20 protein-coding genes and 1 tRNA gene are annotated in these 20,336 nt (G+C 61.2%); 9 read left to right on the forward strand and 12 right to left on the reverse strand.

Annotation, left to right across the window (positions count from 1 at the left end; translation table 11 throughout):
- Nucleotides 1–6 precede the first annotated feature (6 nt).
- From RAE19_RS12135 to RAE19_RS12180, 10 genes are all read right to left on the reverse strand, one after another.
- Entirely contained in the window at nucleotides 7–825 is an 819-nt protein-coding gene (locus RAE19_RS12135) for a nidogen-like domain-containing protein (RefSeq protein WP_313875127.1), read from the reverse strand.
- Between the two features lie 150 nt (nucleotides 826–975).
- The gene (miaB, locus tag RAE19_RS12140) at nucleotides 976–2,316 is read right to left on the reverse strand and encodes a tRNA (N6-isopentenyl adenosine(37)-C2)-methylthiotransferase MiaB (RefSeq protein WP_313875128.1); all 1,341 of its coding nucleotides are present in this window, start codon (nucleotides 2,314–2,316) and stop codon (nucleotides 976–978) included.
- 94 nt (nucleotides 2,317–2,410) lie between these two features.
- Nucleotides 2,411–2,800 (reverse strand): hypothetical protein, encoded by a 390-nt coding sequence (locus tag RAE19_RS12145; RefSeq protein ID WP_313875129.1) that lies wholly within the window; start codon nucleotides 2,798–2,800, stop codon nucleotides 2,411–2,413.
- A 57-nt stretch (nucleotides 2,801–2,857) separates the two neighbouring features.
- Nucleotides 2,858–3,796: a hypothetical protein gene (locus tag RAE19_RS12150; RefSeq protein WP_313875130.1), complete on the reverse strand. Its 939-nt coding sequence runs from the start codon at nucleotides 3,794–3,796 to the stop codon at nucleotides 2,858–2,860.
- Between the two features lie 3 nt (nucleotides 3,797–3,799).
- A complete protein-coding gene (locus RAE19_RS12155; protein ID WP_313875131.1) occupies nucleotides 3,800–4,054 on the reverse strand; it encodes a hypothetical protein in 255 nt (84 codons plus the stop codon).
- Between the two features lie 178 nt (nucleotides 4,055–4,232).
- Nucleotides 4,233–4,309, reverse strand: a tRNA-Met gene (locus RAE19_RS12160).
- A gap of 23 nt (nucleotides 4,310–4,332) precedes the next feature.
- A complete protein-coding gene (locus tag RAE19_RS12165) occupies nucleotides 4,333–5,112 on the reverse strand; it encodes an enoyl-CoA hydratase (RefSeq protein ID WP_313875132.1) in 780 nt (259 codons plus the stop codon).
- 87 nt (nucleotides 5,113–5,199) lie between these two features.
- Nucleotides 5,200–7,059, reverse strand: coding sequence for a M61 family metallopeptidase (locus RAE19_RS12170; protein ID WP_313875133.1), 1,860 nt, complete (start codon nucleotides 7,057–7,059; stop codon nucleotides 5,200–5,202).
- Nucleotides 7,060–7,158: 99 nt separating this feature from the next.
- Complete coding sequence (locus tag RAE19_RS12175) at nucleotides 7,159–7,884, reverse strand: DsbC family protein (protein ID WP_313875134.1); 726 nt, start codon at nucleotides 7,882–7,884, stop codon at nucleotides 7,159–7,161.
- Between the two features lie 46 nt (nucleotides 7,885–7,930).
- Nucleotides 7,931–9,055 (reverse strand): FAD-dependent monooxygenase, encoded by a 1,125-nt coding sequence (locus RAE19_RS12180; RefSeq protein ID WP_313875135.1) that lies wholly within the window; start codon nucleotides 9,053–9,055, stop codon nucleotides 7,931–7,933.
- A gap of 56 nt (nucleotides 9,056–9,111) precedes the next feature.
- On the opposite strand from RAE19_RS12180, the gene RAE19_RS12185 reads away from it, so the two are divergent.
- Nucleotides 9,112–10,008, forward strand: coding sequence for an MOSC domain-containing protein (locus RAE19_RS12185; RefSeq protein WP_313875136.1), 897 nt, complete (start codon nucleotides 9,112–9,114; stop codon nucleotides 10,006–10,008).
- Between the two features lie 34 nt (nucleotides 10,009–10,042).
- Here RAE19_RS12185 and RAE19_RS12190 read toward each other — a convergent pair whose 3' ends face one another.
- Nucleotides 10,043–11,797: a sensor domain-containing diguanylate cyclase gene (locus RAE19_RS12190; RefSeq protein ID WP_313875137.1), complete on the reverse strand. Its 1,755-nt coding sequence runs from the start codon at nucleotides 11,795–11,797 to the stop codon at nucleotides 10,043–10,045.
- A gap of 31 nt (nucleotides 11,798–11,828) precedes the next feature.
- On the opposite strand from RAE19_RS12190, the gene ychF reads away from it, so the two are divergent.
- Genes ychF through mnmH form a run of 3 tightly spaced genes read left to right on the forward strand, consistent with a single transcriptional unit; the run spans nucleotide 11,829 to nucleotide 14,945 of the window.
- Nucleotides 11,829–12,920 carry a redox-regulated ATPase YchF gene (ychF, locus tag RAE19_RS12195; RefSeq protein ID WP_313875138.1) on the forward strand — a complete coding sequence of 364 codons (1,092 nt, stop codon included), beginning with the start codon at nucleotides 11,829–11,831 and terminating at the stop codon, nucleotides 12,918–12,920.
- Between the two features lie 22 nt (nucleotides 12,921–12,942).
- The gene (locus tag RAE19_RS12200; RefSeq protein ID WP_313875139.1) at nucleotides 12,943–13,839 is read left to right on the forward strand and encodes a DMT family transporter; all 897 of its coding nucleotides are present in this window, start codon (nucleotides 12,943–12,945) and stop codon (nucleotides 13,837–13,839) included.
- Nucleotides 13,840–13,865: 26 nt separating this feature from the next.
- Nucleotides 13,866–14,945 (forward strand): tRNA 2-selenouridine(34) synthase MnmH, encoded by a 1,080-nt coding sequence (gene mnmH / locus RAE19_RS12205; RefSeq protein WP_313875140.1) that lies wholly within the window; start codon nucleotides 13,866–13,868, stop codon nucleotides 14,943–14,945.
- On the opposite strand, the gene RAE19_RS12210 is transcribed toward mnmH, so the two are convergent.
- On the reverse strand, nucleotides 14,920–15,393 hold the full coding sequence (locus tag RAE19_RS12210; RefSeq protein ID WP_313875141.1) for a YqaA family protein: 474 nt from the start codon (nucleotides 15,391–15,393) through the stop codon (nucleotides 14,920–14,922). The two genes, mnmH and RAE19_RS12210, sit on opposite strands and share 26 nt — an antisense overlap.
- Before the next feature lie 148 nt (nucleotides 15,394–15,541).
- Between RAE19_RS12210 and dusB the strand changes: the two genes are divergently transcribed.
- The 5 genes from dusB to RAE19_RS12235 all read left to right on the forward strand — a co-directional run bounded on the left by dusB (nucleotide 15,542) and on the right by RAE19_RS12235 (nucleotide 20,273).
- On the forward strand, nucleotides 15,542–16,594 hold the full coding sequence (dusB, locus tag RAE19_RS12215; RefSeq protein WP_313875142.1) for a tRNA dihydrouridine synthase DusB: 1,053 nt from the start codon (nucleotides 15,542–15,544) through the stop codon (nucleotides 16,592–16,594).
- A complete protein-coding gene (locus RAE19_RS12220; protein WP_313875143.1) occupies nucleotides 16,591–16,827 on the forward strand; it encodes a Fis family transcriptional regulator in 237 nt (78 codons plus the stop codon). The genes dusB and RAE19_RS12220 overlap by 4 nt, the downstream gene beginning before the upstream one ends.
- Nucleotides 16,828–16,899: 72 nt before the next feature.
- Nucleotides 16,900–18,510 (forward strand): bifunctional phosphoribosylaminoimidazolecarboxamide formyltransferase/IMP cyclohydrolase, encoded by a 1,611-nt coding sequence (gene purH, locus RAE19_RS12225; RefSeq protein ID WP_313875144.1) that lies wholly within the window; start codon nucleotides 16,900–16,902, stop codon nucleotides 18,508–18,510.
- A gap of 10 nt (nucleotides 18,511–18,520) precedes the next feature.
- Nucleotides 18,521–19,492, forward strand: a complete 972-nt coding sequence (locus tag RAE19_RS12230; RefSeq protein ID WP_313875145.1) for a Bug family tripartite tricarboxylate transporter substrate binding protein — start codon at nucleotides 18,521–18,523, stop codon at nucleotides 19,490–19,492.
- Between the two features lie 187 nt (nucleotides 19,493–19,679).
- Entirely contained in the window at nucleotides 19,680–20,273 is a 594-nt protein-coding gene (locus RAE19_RS12235) for an SIS domain-containing protein (protein ID WP_313875146.1), read from the forward strand.
- The last annotated feature ends 63 nt before the right edge of the window (nucleotides 20,274–20,336 follow it).

Here is a 20,336-nt window from a genome sequence, read left to right on the forward strand (position 1 = left end):
AAGTGTTTACGCTTTCACTGTGCACTTGCGGCGGCGAGCGGCGGCGCCCAGCACGCCCAAACCGGCCAGCAGCATGGCATATGTCTCGGGCTCTGGTACCGCAGGAATCACTGTGCCGTTGCGGACACTGAAGTTGTATTGGCCATCCACACTGGCGTTCAACTGGTTGTGTACCAGAGCATTGGCCCCGCTATTGAGCAGGGCGCCATGGATGGCTGAGCCCGCCAATTCGAATGAGTTGGTCGTGCCGTTGGACCAGCCTACGCGGGCCGAGGACCCGCCGAATCCATTGACGCCGCCACTGGCACTGCCTGTTTCCCACGAGATGTTGTCGTAGTTGAATTGAAAGTCGAAATTGCCGACGCCGGTGTCGGAGCGGTCCGTCATGATCAACTGGAAAGAATTCGTTTTATCGGCGCGGGCGTTGTAGTAGCCCACGTTGATCCAGTTCACGCCGAATGTTTTGCGACCATCGATGGTGGCTTGGCCATACTGGGTGAGCCCGCTGGCGATATTGCGAGTGTCCACATCGGCAAAGAAGGGTGCCAGCATCGCATTGCTGGTGCTCAGCAGGCTGAAGGGGGTATAGGTCGGCAGTTGGGTCGTGAATGACACGTTGCCGTTGTTGTTGACGTACAGTTTGCTGAAGGTCTGGCCGTAAAAGTTGATGTTGAAGCCGATATCCACCAGGCCTGTGTACCCGTCATCATTGGCTGCAAGGGTGTTACCTTTGAAAAGGTCGGCGTCATGGATGGCAGTCGCCATGGCAGGCGAGGCAACAGCGGACAGTGCCAGTGCGGCGCTGGCAGCGAAGCTTTTGAACATACTTAAACTCCCTAAAAAAAGAGCTGGAAGTATGTTCAAAGTCCGGTAGTTTCTGTCCATCGCACACTAGTGCCGATGGACTAGCCACGCCGTCAGGTTTGTAAAACTTGCTACGCCCTGCGCAAGCGTCGTGGCGTGGCGCCATGGCCTTCACTGGGGAAAAGTTTCAGTAGTCAGCACCTCACCACGCAGCGTGTAGCTGCGGGTCTCGGTGATCGTCACATCCACTAACTGGCCGATCAAGCGCGGGTTACCGGCAAAGTTGACGACGCGGTTGCACTCGGTGCGGCCCATGAGCTCACCGTTGTCGCGCTTGCTGCCGCCTTCTACCAAGATGCGCTGCACCGTGCCGAGGCGCTGATTGCTGATGGTGGCAATGTTGGCGTTGATAGCGGCTTGCAGCTCTTGCAGGCGGGCTAGCTTCACGTCGTGCGGGGTGTCGTCGTGCAGGTTTGCCGCCGGGGTGCCGGGGCGGGGGCTGAAGATAAAGCTGAAGCTGTTGTCAAAGCCGATGTCGTGGATCAGCTTCATCATCTTGGCGTGGTCTTCGTCCGTCTCGCCGGGGAAGCCGACAATAAAGTCCGAGCTGATGCTCATGTCGGGCCGGATGGCGCGCAGCTTGCGGATGGTGCTCTTGTATTCCATGGCGGTGTAGCCGCGCTTCATGGCCATCAAAATCTTGTCGCTGCCGTGCTGCACCGGCAAATGCAAGTGGCTCACCAGTTTGGGCAGCTTTTCGTAAGCCGCGATCAGGCTGGGTGTGAACTCGTTGGGGTGGCTGGTGGTGTAGCGGATGCGCTCAATGCCCGGAATGTCGCTCACGTATTCCAGCAGGGTGGCAAAGTCGGCCATCTCGCCCGAGTCGCCCATGGCGTTGCGCCAGGCGTTCACGTTCTGGCCCAGCAGGTTTACTTCTTTCACGCCCTGGTCAGCCAGGCCGGCAATCTCTACCAGCACGTCTTCAAACGGGCGGTTGATTTCCGTGCCACGGGTGTACGGCACCACGCAGTAACTGCAGTATTTGTTGCAGCCTTCCATGATGCTCACAAAAGCGCTGGCGCCATCCACCTTGGCGGGGGGCAGATGGTCGAACTTTTCAATTTCGGGGAAGCTGATGTCGACCTGCGGCTTATCCAGCGCCTTGCGGGCATTGAGCAGCTCCGGCAAGCGGTGCAAGGTTTGCGGGCCGAACACCACGTCCACATAAGGTGCCCGCTTGATGATCTCGGCACCTTCCTGGCTGGCTACGCAACCGCCCACACCAATCTGCACGCCTTTGGCCTTGAGGTGCTTGATGCGGCCCAGGTCGCTGAACACCTTCTCTTGCGCCTTCTCGCGCACCGAGCAGGTGTTGAACAAAATCAGGTCAGCCTGCTCCACATCATCGGTGGGCTCATAGCCTTGGGCGGCGCCGAGTACATCAGCCATCTTGTCCGAGTCGTACTCGTTCATTTGGCAGCCGAAGGTTTTGATAAAGACTTTTTTGGACATGACGTATCCCGTGAAAATGCTATGAATAAAGGAGCGGCTGGCGCAGGCAGATAGTGCGCTACAGGCCGAAAAGGCGAATAAGCCCTTGGGCGGCTTATCGGGAGTACGACGGCTTGGTGGGGTAAAGCGCGACCTCAGTCTCGTTCAATACCCACACGTCGTGCAGCATGGATTGGCTGTCCAGGACCGTCATCACTTGCAGGGTCTGTCCGACGGCGCTGGCAGACATCAGCAGCATGCCGTTGGCCCCGCGGATCCGGGCGCCGGGGGAGAGGCGTGCCACCACGTTGTTAAACAAGACTTCGGGTGGTTGCACCACCTGCAGAGTACCGCGCACAGCGGTGGATGGGAACGTCCGCACCGTCACAGAGTTGCCGTTGCGGTCGGTAATGAGCTGTGCGGTGGGGCTGGTTTGCGCCATGCTGCCCAGAGGCAAGGCGACCAGCAAAGTAAGTGCGCTCAGGGCGCGAAGGCAGCGGTTCATGGTGTGTATCCAGAGGCTGTGAATGAAAGAAGGGCCCGATTTTACCGGGCCCGTCGTTCAGCGGGGCTTTTGCAGGCGCTGCAGCATTAGTTCTTGCGCGATCCGCATGCGCTCCACGGCAGCAGACAGGTTCTTGAACTCCAGCACCTTGATGCTGGCCACCGGCTTGGTGGACTCGCCGCGGCTCAGTGCGTCGACCAAGGTCGTCAGGTTGCGGATGGGCTCAGTCACACTCTTGGGCAGGCTGATCAAGAGGTACACACCAATGCCGATGCCAATCAGCACGCTTGCCATGACGCCGTAGATCATTTTGTTGAACCCCTCGTTGGTCACCGTGGTCAGTGCCAGCGTAGCTTCACTCTTCTGGGCAAAGGTGGTGGCCACGCCTTTGATCAGCTCGGCAGAAAAACGGTCTTTGCCCGCCTTGATCAGGTCGTTGGCTTCATCGGGCAGCAGCATGCGGGTGCCTTCCAATACAGGTGTTGCCTCTTTGGCCTTGGCGCCCTTGGTGCTGGCGGCTTGCTGTTCGGCGGCCTGGACTGTGGCCGCTTCTTCCTGCATCTTGTTGGCGCGGGCGTTCACCTCGGCAAACACTTTGGTCATTTCTGCCGCATAAAACTCACTTGCTGCGGCCCACTGGCCCACGCGGCCCAAGTCATCAGCGCTCAAGGCGCTGCTGCCGTTGGCGCGCATGCGACCGAGCAGCGCGGTGATCTTCTCCATCGTGCCGGTCCATTCCTTCTGGTACTGGGCGCGCTTCTCGGGGTTGTTCACGTAGATGAAGTACTCTTTTTCGTACCGGCGAATCTGCTGCGCCATGGTCGACAAATCGGCCAAGTCCACCTGGGCTACGGTGTTCCTGCGCGCCACCTCCACCACTTCCCGCTCGGTGTAGCGGCCCATGGTCAGCACGCCGGCGGCTTGCAAAATAAAAAATACGATGATGGCAATCAGCCCCACCGTGAGGTTGCGGTTGATGGATGTTGTTTTTTTCATGGCTTACTTTTGAAGAGGGGTGATGGGGGCTGGGGCTGTGGGCGAGCACCGCTCCAGAATGGTCTGGCGGATATGTTCATTGGGCAGTCCGGCAGGCAACTGCTGGCTGAGGTTGATCAGGAACGAGCGGAGGTGGGCTTCGTGGTTAGCTTGCGGTAAGGCGTTACTGGATGCGGTGGCATCCATGGCGTCTTCGACCACAAACCGGGCTGCCACGCCGAGGTACTCGACAAGGACTTGGGTGGCGGTTTGAGCCACATGTTCTGGATTCCACACCTGAGGTTCTGCTTTCTTGAAGGTTCAGCCATGCTTGGCTGGCGACGCCGGTGGCATCGTTTTCAAGAATTCTAGGTGTCGGGCTGGGCTTAGCCTGGGGGTGCGAGGCGAGCGCCCATGAAAAAACCCGCAACGTGTGAACAATTGCGGGTTTTTGATTTGGTGGTCGTAGGTGGACTTGAACCACCGACATCAGCATTATGAATGCTGCGCTCTAACCAACTGAGCTATACGACCGAGACCGGCATTATAGACCAGATTTATTGATGCGTAAAGTTCGCAGCGCGTTTGTTCACAAAAGCGTCCATGCCTTCCTTTTGATCGGCGGTCGCAAACAAGGCGTGGAACATGCGGCGCTCGAAGGCAATGCCATCTGCCAAGGTGCCTTCAAAGGCGCGGTTGACCGATTCTTTGGCCGCCATGGTTGCCACTTGTGAGAAGGCGCAGATTTGCAAAGCGGCGCCCAAGGCTTCTTCTTGCAGCTTGTCCAGCGCCACCACGCGGCTCACCAGGCCGGCGCGCTCGGCCTCGGTAGCGTCCATCATGCGGCCGGTCAGGGCCAGGTCCATAGCCTTGGATTTGCCCACCGCACGGGGTAAACGCTGGGTGCCACCGGCGCCGGGGATGATGCCCAGCTTGATTTCCGGCTGGCCGAACTTGGCGTTGTCGGCGGCGATGATGAAGTCGCACATCATGGCAAGCTCGCAACCGCCACCCAGCGCAAAACCGCTCACGGCGGCGATGACCGGTTTGCGGATCGCGCGGATGGTTTCCCAGTTACGGGTAATGAAGTCGCCTTTGTAGGCATCGGCAAAGCTGAACTTGGCCATGGCGGTGATGTCGGCGCCCGCAGCAAACGCTTTTTCGCTGCCAGTGATCACCATGCAGCCAATGGCGGGGTCGGCGTCAAACCTCTTGAGGGCGGCGCCCAGCTCGTCCATCAACTGGTCGTTGAGGGCGTTGAGCTGCTTGGGGCGGTTCAGGGTGATGATGGCAACCTTGTCGCCTTCCACGCGGGTGGTGATGCATTCGTAGCTCATTCAGTGGTCTCCTGTTTTGTGTCGAAATGAGGGGGCTGGGCGCACTATAGCCAAGCGAATTTGCGCCGCGCTGACGCGAGCTGCGGTTTACGCGCCGTCCAACCAGCGGTTGGCGGCTGCCGTATCGCGCACCGACAGGCGCACCGCTTGGGTGGGGGCCGGCAGGGTGAGTGTCAGCTGCATCAAGCGCTTGTCGCGCGAAACCAATGCCGTCACTTTCTTGGCCTTGCCGGCATAGAGCATCAGGTCATCCAAGGCCTGCATGCGCCATGGCATGCCCTCGGTCTGCACGGCCAACCACTCGTCGCCCGCCGCAAAGCCAGCTTTCTCGGCTGCTCCGCCCCGCAGCACCTGCTGAATGAACAGCCCACCGCTTTCTTTGACCCGCAGCCCGAGTTGCTGGGCGGCCTGGTCGGGCTCGCGGTTGACTTGCACACCGTGTTGCTCCAGCAGTTCGTGCACAGGCAGCTCTTTGGTGCTGTGCACCCAGCGCGCAAGGTCTTTGGCAAACGAGCGGCCGCCAAGGTCTTGCAACACGGCCAGCAGGTCGGCTTCGGCCATGGGGCCGCCGGCGCAGCGCGTCCACAGTCCGCGCATCACGGCATCGAGATGGGTTTTGCCCTCTGCGCGCAGGGTCAGGTCGAGGCACAGGCCCACCAGTGAACCTTTGGTGTAGTAGCTCACGGTGGCGTTAGCGGTGTTTTCGTCCTGGCGGTAGTACTTCACCCACGCGTCGAAACTGCTTTGCGCCACGCTTTGCACCAGCCGCCCCGGGGTTTGCTGGACCTGGTTGATGGTCTTGCTCAAGAGCTTCAGGTAAGTGGCGTTGTCGATGCGTTTGGCACGGCGCAGAAGCAAGTCGTCGTAGTAGCTGGTGAAGCCTTCAAAAAACCACAGCAGCTCGGTGTAGTTCTCTGCGCGGTAGTCGTAAGTGGCGAGTTCGGCGGGGCGCAGGCGCTTGACGTTCCAGGTGTGGAAGTACTCGTGGCTGATCAGCCCTAGCAGCGTGGTGTAGCCCTCGGGCTGCTTGTGGGTGGTGGGGGCCAGCGTGGTGCGGGGAAGACGCGGCAAGTCTTTGCGGTTGCAAATCAGGGCGGTGGAGTTTTTGTGCTCCAACCCGCCATAGCCATCGTGCACCGCGGCCAGCATGAAGACGTAGTTTTTGAATGGAATCGGGCTTGGGCCCTCGTCTTTATTGCGGGAGCCGCTATCTTTTTGATACTGCTCAAGGGCGTTACCGTGCCAGAAGCGTATTTCCGCTTCGCAAATGGCGCGGGTGTCGGCCAGTAGCAACTCGCCGTCAAAGCTGGGCGGTGCGCCGGCCACCACAAAGCGGTGGGGAATGCCGAACACCTCAAAACTGCCGCTCCAGAACGGCCCCATTTCCACCGGGCAGTCGACCAGGGTGTCGTAGTCGGGGGCGTAGTACAGGCCAAAACCCGCCTTGTCGACGGTGACTGCCGACAGTCCGGTGGCCAGCTGCCAGCCCGTGGTGCCGGCAACCGGCGCGATGTCCAAAGTGTGGGGCTCTGCCACCGCTTCGGGCACCTGCAGGCACAGGCTGGTGCCATTGAAAAAGCCGCGCTGCGCATCCAGCCAGGCGGTGCGCACCGAGGCGTCAAAGGCGTACACCTCGTAACTCACCTCCAACGGCAGACCGGTGCGGCAACTGACTTGCCAGGTGGCTTTGTCCAGCTGCGTCACCGGGATGCGTTTGCCGGCTTGCCGACACTCCAGCTGCTGCAGATGTTTGGCAAATTCGCGCAGCAGGTAGCTACCCGGAATCCAGGCCGGCAGGCGCAGGGTTTGGGTGCTGGCCGGCGAGGCCACGGTCATGTGCACCGTGAACAGGTGGCTGTGCACATCGGGCACTTCAATCCGGTAGTGCACCGCGGATGCGGGTGCAGCAGTTGCGAGGGATTTGGACGACTTGGACGAAGTTTTCATGCCTAAACACCGGTTGGCGCCCGCAATGCTTGCGCGAGCAGCTATGAATTCAGGAGCAATTTGTGAAGGGCTCCGGCCCGCGCCGGGCGCCCTGGGGCTTTAGCTTTTGGCGTCTTTCAGGTGTTTTTCGATTTGCTGGGCGTCAATCGCACCGGGCACGCGGTTGCCATCCTCAAACAGCAGCGTGGGCGTGCCTTGGATGCGGTAGGTTTTGCCGAACTCCACATTGCGGGCCAGCGGGGATGTATCGCACATGGCTGCTGCGGCGGGTGCTGGCTGGTCGCGCAGCATCCAGTCTTGCCAGGCCGCGACCTTGTCTCTGCTGCACCAGATCGCCTTGGATTTTTCTGTCGAATCCGGCCCGAGGATGGGGTAGAGGAACATGTAGATCGTCACGTTGTCGATCTTTTGCAGATCGCGCTCAAAGCGCTTGCAGTAGCCGCAGTTCGGGTCCTCAAAGACTGCCAGTTTGCGCGAGCCGTTGCCCCGCACGATGGTGAAGGCGTCTTTGATGGGCAGGCTGCTGAACTTGATGGCGGTGAGCTTGTTGATCCGCTCCTCGGTCAAGTTGCGCAGTCCTTTGGTCTCGTACAGGTTGCCTTGGATCAGGTAGTTGCCCTTGGCATCGGTGTAATAGATCTCGACGCCATTGGCCCGGACCTCATACAAGCCGGGGATGCCGGCCGGGCGCACTTCGTCGATGGACTTCAGCTGGGGCACCCGTTTGGCAATGGCCTCGCGGATGGCGGCCTCTTGGGCGAAGGCACCCGTGGCAAAGGCGGCGAGCGCCAGGCCCACGGTGGCAAACAAACGGGGGAAGTGCATAAACAAAATTTCCGGAAAAGTAAAAAGGCGGGGTGAACCTAGGCGCTCACAGGCCCATAGCCTGCCGGGCAACCCAGTGTTTGAGCGGGGTGCAACGGTCAAAGCCGCGCATGCCCCAGCTGCGGGCGTTTTCCGCCCAGGCGTGGGGGTGGGCAAACAGCTGTTGCAGGGAGTTGCCACTGCCACCCACCACGGCGAAGGCGGCTTTGCGGGCCCGCTCGTAGCGGCGCAGCAAGCGCATATCGTCCACAGGGCGCCAGTAGCCACGGGTGTCGAGCACCTGCACCAGTTCGGCCACATCACCCAAACCCAGGTTCAGGCCTTGGCCCGCCAGTGGGTGCACGTTGTGGGCCGCGTCACCCGCCAATACCCAGGCGCGCCGATGGCCGTCTAGAGTCGTTGTGCCGGTCCAGCGGGTGGCGACGGCATGCTGCAAGGTCCAGCTCGCGCGGGAGCTGGCCAGGCGCAGGGTACCCACCGCCATGCGGGTAGCTGTTTGCAGGGCGTTGGTGAATTCCAGGTCGGTGTGTTGCATCAGGGCTTGTGCGCGCTCTGGGGACACTGACCACACCAGGGCATGAAAGTTCCCTTCCTGCCCTTGCATCGGCAAAAGTGCGGTCACTTCACCTTCGCTAAACCACTGCCGGGCAGTTTGTTGGTGGGGCAGCGAGCTCTCCACCCTGGCGGCTACGGCGGTCTGGGCATAGCGATGTGTTTCGAAATCGACGCCGAACTCGTCGCGGGTGGTGCTGGCGCGCCCTTCACACACAACGGTCAGGGTCGCGGGTTGCGGGGTATCGACCACAGAAATGAGGGGTTGAAACTGCACGGCTTGGGCCAGCTGTTGCTCGAGCACCGGCACGTCCACAATCCAGTTCAGGGCGTCTATGCCTTGCGGGGCCGCATCAAAGTGGACCTGGGCGTCCGCATCGGCCACGACCGCCATGTGCAATACCGGAGTGGCATGGGCGTCGGCGGGCCAGCATCGGATGGCTTCCAGCAGTTGGCGCGAGCGGGCGTTCAGGGCGTATGCCCGCACATCCGGGCCAGACGGGTGACTGGTGGTCGCCTCAACCAGCGCCACTTTCAGGCGTTTAGCCGCCAAGTGCAACGCCAGGGTGCGCCCCACGATGCCGGCGCCACGGATACAAATGTCATAGGTTTGGGCCATTCGGTCATTGTAGGAGGGCTGTGCACAATGCTGGCTCTATGCACCAGGAAACCCCCATGACCCCACACTTTGAAGCCGATATTCACGGACACATTGCCGCGCTGATGATTTACCCGGTGAAATCGCTCGCCGGTATCGCGGTGGAACATGCGCGCCTGTTGGACACCGGGCTGGAGTGGGACCGGCACTGGATGGTGGTGGATGCAGAAGGGCTTTTTGTGAGCCAGCGCGAATATCCCCGCATGGCGCTGGTGCAGCCGCGCCTGCTGGCACAGGTACTGGAGTTGCAGTGTCCCGGCCTGAGCCCGCTGGAGGTGGCGCTCGACGCGCAGGGGCCGCAAACCCGGGTCCAAGTCTGGGACGACATAGTGGATGCCCTCGATATGGGGGATGCCGCCGCTCTGTGGTTGCAGCAAGCGCTGGGTTGCCAAGGAGTGCGCCTGGTGCGCTTTGCGCCCGAGGGGCGGCGGGCGTGCAGCCCCCGCTGGACCGGCGGTGCGCAGGGGTACACCCAATTTGCCGACGGATATCCGGTGCTGGTCACGACCGACGCGTCCATGGTGCCGCTCAACAGCCGGTTGGCGGCTGCGAGTTTGCCCCCGGTCGACATGCGCCGTTTCCGGCCCAATGTGGTGTTGGGCGGAATGGAGGCACATGATGAAGACCACATGGCGGTCTTGCAGGTCACGGCCGAGGAGGGCCGCGCCACCTCCGCGCAACTTGCCTTGGTGAAGCCGTGCGCCCGCTGCCCGATACCCCATATTGACCCCGACACGGCCGAAAGCCACCCCGGCGTGGGGGATGCCCTTCAAAGCTACCGCCGGGACGCCCGCTTGAACGGCGCGATCACCTTCGGGATGAATGCCATCGTGCAGGCCGGCGCAGGCCAGGTGCTGCGGGTGGGGCAGGCGGTTGCTGCGTCATACCAGTTTGATGGAGCCGCTGCTCCATAAGTTACGCCAGCCAAGGCGAGCGCTGTGCCCGCGGTCAGCTCGACAGCGAGGAGTGCAAGCTGGCCAGTTGGGTGGGTACAGGCTCCAGAAAACGGATCGGCCGGCGGGTTCGAGGTGAGATTCCTGCCAGCACGCCTGCCAACTCGTTGAGGGCTTGTGCAGGTTCGACCGGGTTTTCGTGCAGGAGCACGCACGCAGCTTGGAACTGCAGCGTGACCTCGGTGGGCATGCCTTGCAAAGGAATCAGCCCCGAGGCCACCAGTTTGACCAGCCGCTCGGTCAGCATCTGCCGCGAAGCTACACCCTCAAGCAGCAGGGCAAACCGTGCGCTGCCTACCCGAGCCGCCGGATCCAGATCCCGTAGCACCCGGTGCAGCTTGATCACGGCGCGCAAGAGGCACTGCTCCGCGGCAGGATCTCCCATGTTGTGGCGGATGTGATCCAGGTTTGCGATGTTCACCAAAACCAGCGCCAATGGCTCGCGGTGGGTGACGGCGCGTTCATAAGCCTCGGTGAGGTGGGTTTGGAAGGCGTCTGCAGTGAGCAGGCCGGTCAATGCGTCTTGGGTCGGGAGGTGTTCTGCCCGGGCCACGACTTCTTTGCGGTCATGGGTGGCGCGCCCCAAGGCATAGACCAAGGCAGGCACCGACGCCGCCACGGTGAGTGTGAGCAAATAGCGCAGCGGCCAGAATGCGGGCAGACTGCCGCCGGCCTCCAGCGTCATCCAGATCACCAGGGCGAATTTAGGGGTGTAAGTCCACAGCAGCCAAGCCCCCAAGGGGGAGCCCGTCCTCCAATTCAACGCCGTGGCCAGCAGGCTGCAAGCAGTGCCCAGCAGAATCACGATGCCCGAGACCTTGTCCGCTAGGGTGCGGTCCAGGAAAAGGTAGCAGGCAATTGAGGCGATTGCGGCAACTCCCAGCACGCCTAGCAACTTGTCAAACCGCGGGTAGTGGTTCGAGAGCGCATACAGGTGCCGCCCGTAAAGCAAAACACCACCTATAGCCAGTGACGGCAGCACACTGCTGGCGTAGTCTGCCCACAAGGGGGCGCCGGGCCAGAGCAACGAGTTGAGGATGCCGTTGAATTGCGCCAGCGTGAGCGCAATCATCACGCTGTAAAGAGCGGCGCCCAGGTCCGACACATTGCGGAACTCTGCATAGCGCATGAGTGAGACGACTGCCAGGGTGAGGATCAGCCCGAACATGACGCCGAGGCCAATGCCCTCTGCCAGTCGTTGGCCCTCGCGCAGGTTGGCCGGGACCATGCGCAATGGGATGGCGAGCGGCTTGAAGTTGCGAATCTGCAGCAACACCTCGGTAGGCTGTCCGGGCGGCAAGTACAGCTCAAACTCGGGGTACAGGCCACGCACGTTCCAGTGGCGCTGGGCGTGCTTGTCGCCTGCTGTTTGGGGGTACCAGGCGCCGTCTTGCCGCTCAAAGAGCACCACATGGTCAAGGTAGGGCTGGGGAATGTTCAGCGTCCACCGGCCGGTGCTGCCGGTTGCGCGAACCAGCGTGAGCTTGATCCACAGGGTGTTGTTGGCGTTGAGGGGCGCAGCGTGCGCCATGTGGGCGGCTTCAAATGGCGCGGCCCAGGCTTGGGCCGCTGTCGCGTTTCGGCCCGGTTCCAGCCATTGCATGGAGCTGTCTCGCAGGGGCCATGGCTCGCTGTTGTCTGTCAAAAAAAGCGGGTTGGTAGCTCGGGCATCGGCGACAAATCCATGCGCCCAACCCGCTCCCGCCCAAAGTGCCAGCGCCACCAACAGGCGCAGGAACAGGTATGGCATACACTTGACACCCAGTTTTTAGAGGTTTTTTATGAGTTTGAAGTGTGGCATTGTAGGCCTGCCCAACGTGGGCAAAAGTACCCTTTTTAATGCGCTGACCAAGGCGGGTATTGCTGCAGAAAACTACCCGTTTTGCACGATTGAGCCCAATGTGGGCGTGGTCGAGGTGCCTGATCCGCGTCTGCAGCAGCTCGCGGACATCATCACCCCCGAGCGCATTGTTCCGGCCATCGTGGAGTTTGTGGATATTGCGGGTCTGGTAGCGGGTGCAAGCACCGGCGAAGGCTTGGGCAACAAGTTCTTGGCACACATCCGCGAAACAGACGCCACCATCAACGTGGTGCGCTGCTTTGAAGACGACAACGTGATCCACGTTGCCGGCAAGGTGGACCCGATTGCCGATATCGAGGTCATTCAGACCGAGTTGTGCCTGGCAGATTTGGGGGCGGTGGAAAAAGCCTTGCACCGTGTGACCAAGCTGGCCCGTTCCGGCGACAAGGAGTCGATCAAGCTGGTGGCGATTCTGGAGAAGTGCCAAGCTGCGCTCAACGAAGCCAAGCCTGTGCGTACCCTGGACTTCAGCAAAGAAGAGTTGCCTTTGCTCAAGCAGTTTTTCCTGATCACCGCTAAGCCCGCGATGTTCGTGGCCAACGTGTCGGAAGATGGTTTCGAAAACAATCCTTTGCTCGACCGCTTGACCGCGTTTGCGACGGCCCAGGGCGCGCCTGTGGTGGCTATTTGCGCCAAGATGGAAGCTGAGCTTTCTGAGATGGACGATGCGGACCGGCTGGAGTTCCTCCAAGAACTCGGCCAAACCGAACCCGGTTTGAACCGCCTGATTCGATCTGCCTACAGCCTGTTGGGCTTGCAAACCTACTTCACCGCTGGGGTGAAAGAGGTCCGCGCTTGGACTATCCATGTGGGCGACACCGGCCCCCAAGCGGCTGGCGTGATCCACACGGATTTCGAAAAGGGTTACATCCGCGCTCAGACGATTGCCTTTGATGACTTCATCAGCCACAAGGGCGAGCAGGGTGCCAAAGACGCGGGCAAGATGCGCGCCGAAGGCAAGGAATACGTGGTCAAAGATGGCGACGTGATGAACTTCCTGTTCAGTTCTTGATGGCACGTGCCGCGGCGGCAGCGTGACGCTGTCTTTTGATTGGTTGGCCCTGGGCGCTGCGGCTTGCTGGGCGGTGACCGGGCTGATTTCAGCCCCCCAAGCGCGCCATCTCGGCGCGTTTGCATTTACCCGTTGGCGCATGGGGCTGGTGTTTGTGATGCTGGCGCCCGTGGTCCTGCTCAATGGGGCTTGGCACAGCATCCATGCCGAGCAAGCCTGGGTTTTGATTCTCAGTGGATTGATCGGCATCTTCATCGGCGACACCGCCTTGTTTGCCTCCATGAACCGGCTGGGCCCGCGGCGCACCGGAGTGCTGTTTGCCACGCACGCCTTGTTCAGCGCACTACTGGGCTTTGTGGTGCTGGATGAGCGCATGGGGCCGCAGGCCATGATGGGCGGAGCTTTGGTGGTGGGCGGCGTCATGACGGCGATTGCCTTGGGCAGCCGCAAAGACGAGTCGCACGCCTTGGAGCAGCTTCGCGGCCATATTCCCTCGGGGATCGCGCTGGGCCTGTTGGCCGCCTTGTGCCAGGCAACCGGCTCTTTGATTGCCAAGCCGGTGATGGCATCGGGCGTGGACCCGGTCGCGGCCACGGTGCTGAGGGTGGGGGCAACTTGTGCCGCCCACTTGGTGCTTTTGTGGGCGGGCGCATCGGTTGCGCGCACCCAAAACCCCTTGTCTTTGGCTGTGTTGGGCAAAGTCGCGTTGAGCGGCATGATCGGCATGGGCTTGGGGATGAGCCTCATCCTGCTGGCGCTGCAGCGTGGCAATGTCGGCATGGTGGGCATCTTGTCATCTGTGTCGCCGGTATTGGTGCTGCCCTTGTTATGGTGGCACCTGGGCCGCTCGCCTGCGCAGGGCGCTTGGTGGGGCGCCGGTCTCACGGTGCTGGGCACGGTATTGGTATTGGTCCGTTAAATGGGTCCGTTAATGAGGGGATGCCCGTGACTTCTGTGAATCACACGTTTGCTGACATCGAGCAGTTGTCCACTTTTGATGCGGTGATCGACGCGCGCTCGCCCGGCGAATACGCGTTGGACCATATTCCCGGCGCTATCAACTGCCCGGTGCTGAATGACGAGGAGCGCATCCGCGTCGGCACGATGTACAAGCAGGTCTCGCCGTTCGAGGCGCGCAAGGTCGGTGCCGTCTTGGTCGCGCGCAATGTAGCGACGCACATCGACAGCTTGTTTGCCGCGCACCCCAAGTCGTGGCGGCCGCTGGTGTACTGCTGGCGTGGTGGCCAGCGCAGCGGCTCTTTTACCCACATCCTGAACGAGGTGGGTTGGACGGCCCGGCGCTTGTCAGGGGGCTACAAGTCCTGGCGCCACCATGTGCTCGAAGAATTGGTGCGGATGCCCGCGCAATTCCGCTTTCAGGTGCTGGCGGGCCCGACAGGCTCGGGCAAGACCAAGGTGCTCGAAGCCTTGCAGGCCCAGGGACACCAGGTGCTGAACCTGGAGGCGCTGGCGGCCCACAAGGGCTCGGTACTGGGTGGCTTGCCGGACCAGGCCCAGCCGTCTCAGAAAATGTTCGAGACGCAGATACTCTACACCCTCTCAAGCTTTGACCCGGGGCGCCCGGTGTATGTCGAGGCGGAAAGCAAGCGCATCGGTTTGCTGCGATTGCCGGATTCGATTTACCAAGGCATCCAGCAAGGCCAGTGGTGGGGGCTGGAGGTGCCTGTGGGACTCAGAGTGCAGTTTTTGTTGCAGGACTATGCCTACTTTCTGCACAGTGACACGCTGTTGGATCAGCTGGACCGTTTGGTCCCGACCTGTGGCAGGGCCCAAGTGGACCAGTGGAAAGAGTGGGTGGCAGCGTCGCGTTATGCGGAGTTGGTGGAGGACCTGCTGGTCAAGCACTACGACCGGTACTACGACCGCTCCATGCGCCAGCTCCAATCCGGTGAGGCGCGGGACTTTCTCTTGAGTACCGACGATGTCTCAGACGCCGGCTTTATGGACCTCGCCAGCCGCTTGGCACTGCGCTCGCAACTCACCACAGGCGCACCAGCCCGGTAAGTGCCGCCGTCATGGTGATGTAGCGCAGGCATTTGCCGATCGCCATGTAAATCACGCACGGCCAAAACGGAAGGCGCAGCCAGCCGGCAACTGCACACAAAGGGTCGCCGACGACCGGCAGCCACGACAGCAAGCAGGCCTTGGGCCCCAGGCGTGTGAGCCAGGCAAGCGCCCGCACATGACTGGCGGAGCGGCCATGCCGGTTTGCGAGATGGCTGGCCGCGTGGCCCATCCACCAGGTGATGGCTCCGCCCAAGGTGTTGCCGGCAGTGGCTACCGCAATAACCCGCCAGAACCAATCCGGCTGCAACTGCACGAGCCCGAAGACAACCGGCTCTGACCCCATCGGCAACAAGGTGGCAGACATCAGCGAGACCGCAAACACCGTGCTCAGCCCGAATTCGGGGAGCGAAAGCCATTGCAACAAAGAGTGAAGCCAAGCATCCATAGCGGCCCAGTATAGGGAGCAGAGCGCGGCAGCCGGTGAAGTGCCTGCGCATTTCAATTGCTGAAATTTTGAGCAGTTAGAATGCAGGTCGGGCCCGCTGAAATGCGGGCCTTCACGCTTTCTAACGCCCCCAGCTTTCCTCATACCCATGCAAATCGGCCCATTCGCTTTGGCGAATCACCTCTTTGTTGCCCCCATGGCGGGGGTGACGGACCGGCCCTTCCGCCAACTTTGCAAAAAGCTCGGCGCAGGGTATGCGGTGAGCGAAATGGTGACCTCCCGCAAGGACTTGTGGAAAAGCCTCAAGACCTCGCGCCGGGCCAACCACGATGGGGAGCCCGGCCCGATCGCCGTGCAAATTGCCGGCACCGATGCGCAGATGATGGCGGAAGCCGCGGTCTACAACATCGACCGTGGCGCCCAGATCATCGATATCAACATGGGTTGCCCCGCCAAAAAGGTCTGCAACAAATGGGCCGGCTCCGCCCTGATGCAGGATGAGCAGCTCGCTATCGAAATCGTGGAGGCCGTAGTCAACGCCTGCGCCCCCCGCAATGTGCCCGTGACCCTGAAGATGCGCACCGGTTGGTGCCAGGCAGAGAAGAACGCGGTGGTGCTCGCCCGCGCGGCCGAGGCCGTGGGCGTGCAAATGGTGACGGTGCACGGCCGTACCCGGGAGCAGGGCTATCAGGGGCATGCCGAGTACGACACGATTGCGGCGGTGAAAGCGGCCTTGCGCATTCCGGTGGTGGCCAATGGCGACATCACCACCCCTGAGAAAGCGCGTGAGGTGCTGGCCGCAACCGGCGCAGACGCCATCATGATCGGCCGCGCCGCCCAAGGTTACCCGTGGATATTCCGGGAAGTGGCGCATTTTCTGGCCACTGGCACACACCTTGCACCGCCGCTGGTGAGCGAGGTGAAAAAGCTGTTGGTCGAGCACCTCTACGACCACTACAGCCTCTATGACGAATTTATCGGTGTGCGCTCGGCCCGCAAGCACATCGGATGGTATTTGCAGGATTTACCCGGTGGTGAGGATTTCCGCCAGGGTATGAATCTGCTGGAAGACAGCGCCTCCCAGGTGGCGGCGGTCGAGGCGTATTTGGACACGTTGAACGAAAAAATGGATCGCATCCCTGCAAGGGGATCCGCGAACGGTCAGGCAAGGGGACATGACATGACGGAATTGGCAATATGAGCGGCACGAATTTGGATGATTGCGTGCGCGCAAGCCTGGAGCTTTACTTTGCAGACCTCGACGGCACAGAGCCCGCCGGCATGTATGACATGTTGGTGCGCGCGGTAGAAAAGCCTTTGCTGGAGGTGGTGATGGCGCAGGCAGACCACAACCAATCCAAAGCAGCGCAATGGCTGGGCCTGAATCGCAACACCCTGCGCAAAAAATTGGTCGAGCACAAGCTGCTCGCATAAGCCTCCCACCGGCATCCGCCTTGGTGCGGTTGCCCGGTGAAACGTTTTCTGGTTTTACTTTACTCCCGCACTATGAACGCACAAAAAACTGCATTGCTGTCGGTCTCCGACAAGACCGGCATCGTTGAACTCGCCCAAGCGCTGCACGCCCAAGGCGTCAAGCTCTTGTCTACCGGGGGCACTGCCAAACTGCTGGCCGACAAAGGCCTGCCCGTGACCGAAGTGGCGGAGATGACCGGCTTCCCCGAAATGCTGGATGGCCGTGTGAAGACCCTGCACCCCCGCGTGCACGGTGGCTTGCTGGCGCGCCGCGACTTCCCCACCCACATGGCCGCACTGGCCGAGCACAACATCAACACCATCGACTTTCTGGTGGTGAACCTGTACCCGTTTGAGGCCACCGTGGCCAAGGCCGGTTGCACGCTGGAAGACGCGATTGAGAACATCGACATTGGCGGCCCCGCCATGGTGCGCAGCGCCGCCAAGAACTGGAAAGACGTGGCGGTGCTCACCGACGCGGCCCAGTACGACACCGTGATCGCCGAGCTGAAGGCCAACGGCGTGGTGAGCGACAAGACCAAGCTGGGCCTGTCCATCGCGGCTTTCAACCGCATCAGCCAGTACGACGGTGCTATCAGTGACTACTTGTCCGCTATCCAGATCGGTGACGAGGTGCCCGCAGGCGACAAGGCTCCGGTGTTGGACCTGTTCCCCGGCCAGAGCAATGGCCGCTTCATCAAGGTGCAAGACCTGCGCTACGGTGAGAACAGCCACCAGCAAGCCGCGCTGTACCGCGACCTGATGCCCGCACCCGGTTCGCTGGTCACTGCCAAGCAACTGCAAGGCAAAGAGCTGAGCTACAACAACATTGCCGATGCGGACGCAGCTTGGGAGTGTGTAAAGAGCTTCGACACGCCCGCCTGCGTGATCGTCAAGCACGCCAACCCTTGTGGCGTGGCCGTGGGTGCCAACGCCCTAGAGGCCTACAGCAAGGCCTTCCAAACCGATCCCACCAGCGCGTTCGGCGGCATCATTGCCTTGAATACGGAGCTGGACGAGGCCGGTGCCCAGCAAATCTCCAAGCAGTTTGTGGAAGTGTTGATGGCGCCTAGCTTCACAGCCGCAGCGCTGGAAGTGTTCAAGACCAAGGTGAACGTGCGCATTCTGCAAATCGACCTGCCTAAGGGCGGCACTACGCCATGGGACCAGGGCCGCAACCTGATGGATATGAAACGCATCGGCTCCGGCATCCTGCTGCAAACGGCCGACAACCATGAGCTGGCGCTAAGCGACTTGAAGGTCGTGACGATCAAGCAGCCTACTGCTGAAGAGCTGAACGACCTGCTGTTCGCCTGGAAGGTGGCCAAGTACGTCAAGTCCAACGCCATCGTCTTCTGCAAGGGCGGCATGACCATGGGTGTGGGCGCCGGCCAGATGAGCCGCTTGGACTCTGCCCGCATTGCCAGCATCAAGGCCGGCCATGCGAATCTGTCCTTGGCTGGCACGGTCGTCGCGAGCGATGCGTTCTTCCCCTTCCGCGACGGCTTGGATGTGGTGGTGGACCATGGCGCGACCTGTGTCATCCAGCCCGGTGGCTCGATGCGCGACCAAGAAGTGATTGACGCGGCCAACGAGCGCGGCGTGTCTATGGTGTTCAGTGGCGTGCGCCACTTCCGCCACTGATCGGCTTGCCATGAACGCTTTGCGATTCGTCACTCTCGTTGGTACCCTTTTGTTGGGCGTCTCTAGCAGTTGGGCCCAAGGGGCGAACAAGCCGATCCGCCTCGTGGTTCCTTATGCCGCAGGCGGTCCGCTGGACATTACCGCCCGAGTGCTGGCCGAGCGGGTCAAAGACAGCCTCGGCACAGTGGTGGTGGAAAACCGCCCCGGTGCCGGCGGCAACATCGGTGCGGATGTGGTGGCCAAAGCTGCGCCTGACGGTTACACCATCGGCATCGCGGCCACCGCCACGCATGCGGTCAACCCGTGGCTGTTTGCCAAGATGCCCTACAACGCAGCGACGGACTTTGCCGGTATCACGCAGATGGTGCGTGTGCCCAACGTGCTGGTGATGAATGCCGAGGTGGCCCAGCGCCTGCGCATCGGGACCTTGGCGGACCTGATCGCTTACGCCAAGGCCAACCCTGCCAAGCTCAACTACGGCAGCGGCGGCAACGGCAGTGCCGGACACTTGGCGGGGGAGATGTTCAAGAAAGAAGCCGGAATTTTCGCGTTGCATATTCCTTACAACGGCGGAAACCCTGCGCAACTGGCATTGCTCAGCGCGCAGGTGGACTTCAATCTGGACAACCTGGCCACGGCAGCGCCTAATATCCGCTCCGGCAAGCTCAAGGCCTTGGCGGTCACATCCCTCAGCCGCAGCGCAGCCCTGCCGGAGGTGCCAGCCATGTCTGAAACGCTCAAGGGTTTTGCGATTGACACATGGTGGGGGCTGGTCGCTCCGGCAGGTACGCCCAAGGAGCGTATTGCGCAGCTCCACCAAGCCTTCGTCGCGGCCCTGCAAGCGCCTGAGACCAAGACCCGTTTTAACACTTTGTTCGCCGAACCCGCACCTTCCACTCCCGCTGCCTTTGATGCGTGGATGCAGGCAGAGCGCCGTAAGTATGAAAAAGTGGTGAAGGACACGGGCGCCCGCGTGGATTGAAGGGGGCTGTATCGATTCAAAAGCCGCTCTTGAGCGGCTTTTTTTATGCCTATTTGATATGTAGCCCCCGCAAAATATGCGCAACTAGCTACTATTTTTATAGCAAATCAAGGTTCGAGCCGGGCCAGCATCGGGTCTTGCGCTGCTGTTGATCCGGGCTGGTGGGGATTGCGCGAAAATGGGCGTCATGCAAAACCACATCACCTCCAGCCTGCAAGAGGCGCACACCGCATTGACCAACCTGCTGGCCAACCCGGCCGCGTTGGCGACCATCGAGCAGGCAGCGCAACTGCTGATCGCCACCTTTGAGAGCCAAGGTCGTGTGTATTCCTGCGGCAATGGCGGTTCCATGTGCGATGCCATGCACTTTGCCGAAGAGCTGACAGGCCGCTATCGCAAGGACCGCAAAGCCTTGGGCGCTACTGCTATTAGCGATGCCGGCCACCTGACCTGTGTGGGCAATGACCACGGCTACGAGCAAGTGTTCGCCCGCTACGTTGAAGGCCACGGCCGCCCTGGCGATTGCCTGGTGGCGCTCAGCACCAGTGGTACCAGCAAGAATGTGATCAAGGCCGCCGAGGCGGCCAAAGTACTGGGCATGAAGGTCATCATCCTCAGCGGCAAGCGCAGCGAAAAGCTGGAGCCCTTGAGCGAAGTGTACATCTGCACCCCCGGTGGCACTTACGCAGACCGGGTACAGGAGTTGCACATCAAGGTGCTGCACATTCTGATTGAGCTGATCGAGCGCCACTTCTTTCCAGAGAACTACGTCGGCGAGTGAGCGCGCAGTCCACGGCGCCATAAAACAAGGGCTGGAAGCCAAAGCGGCTTCCAGCCCTTGTTT

Origin of the sequence: Rhodoferax potami, assembly GCF_032193805.1 — a bacterium.
GTDB classification, from domain to species: domain Bacteria; phylum Pseudomonadota; class Gammaproteobacteria; order Burkholderiales; family Burkholderiaceae_C; genus Allorhodoferax; species Allorhodoferax potami_A.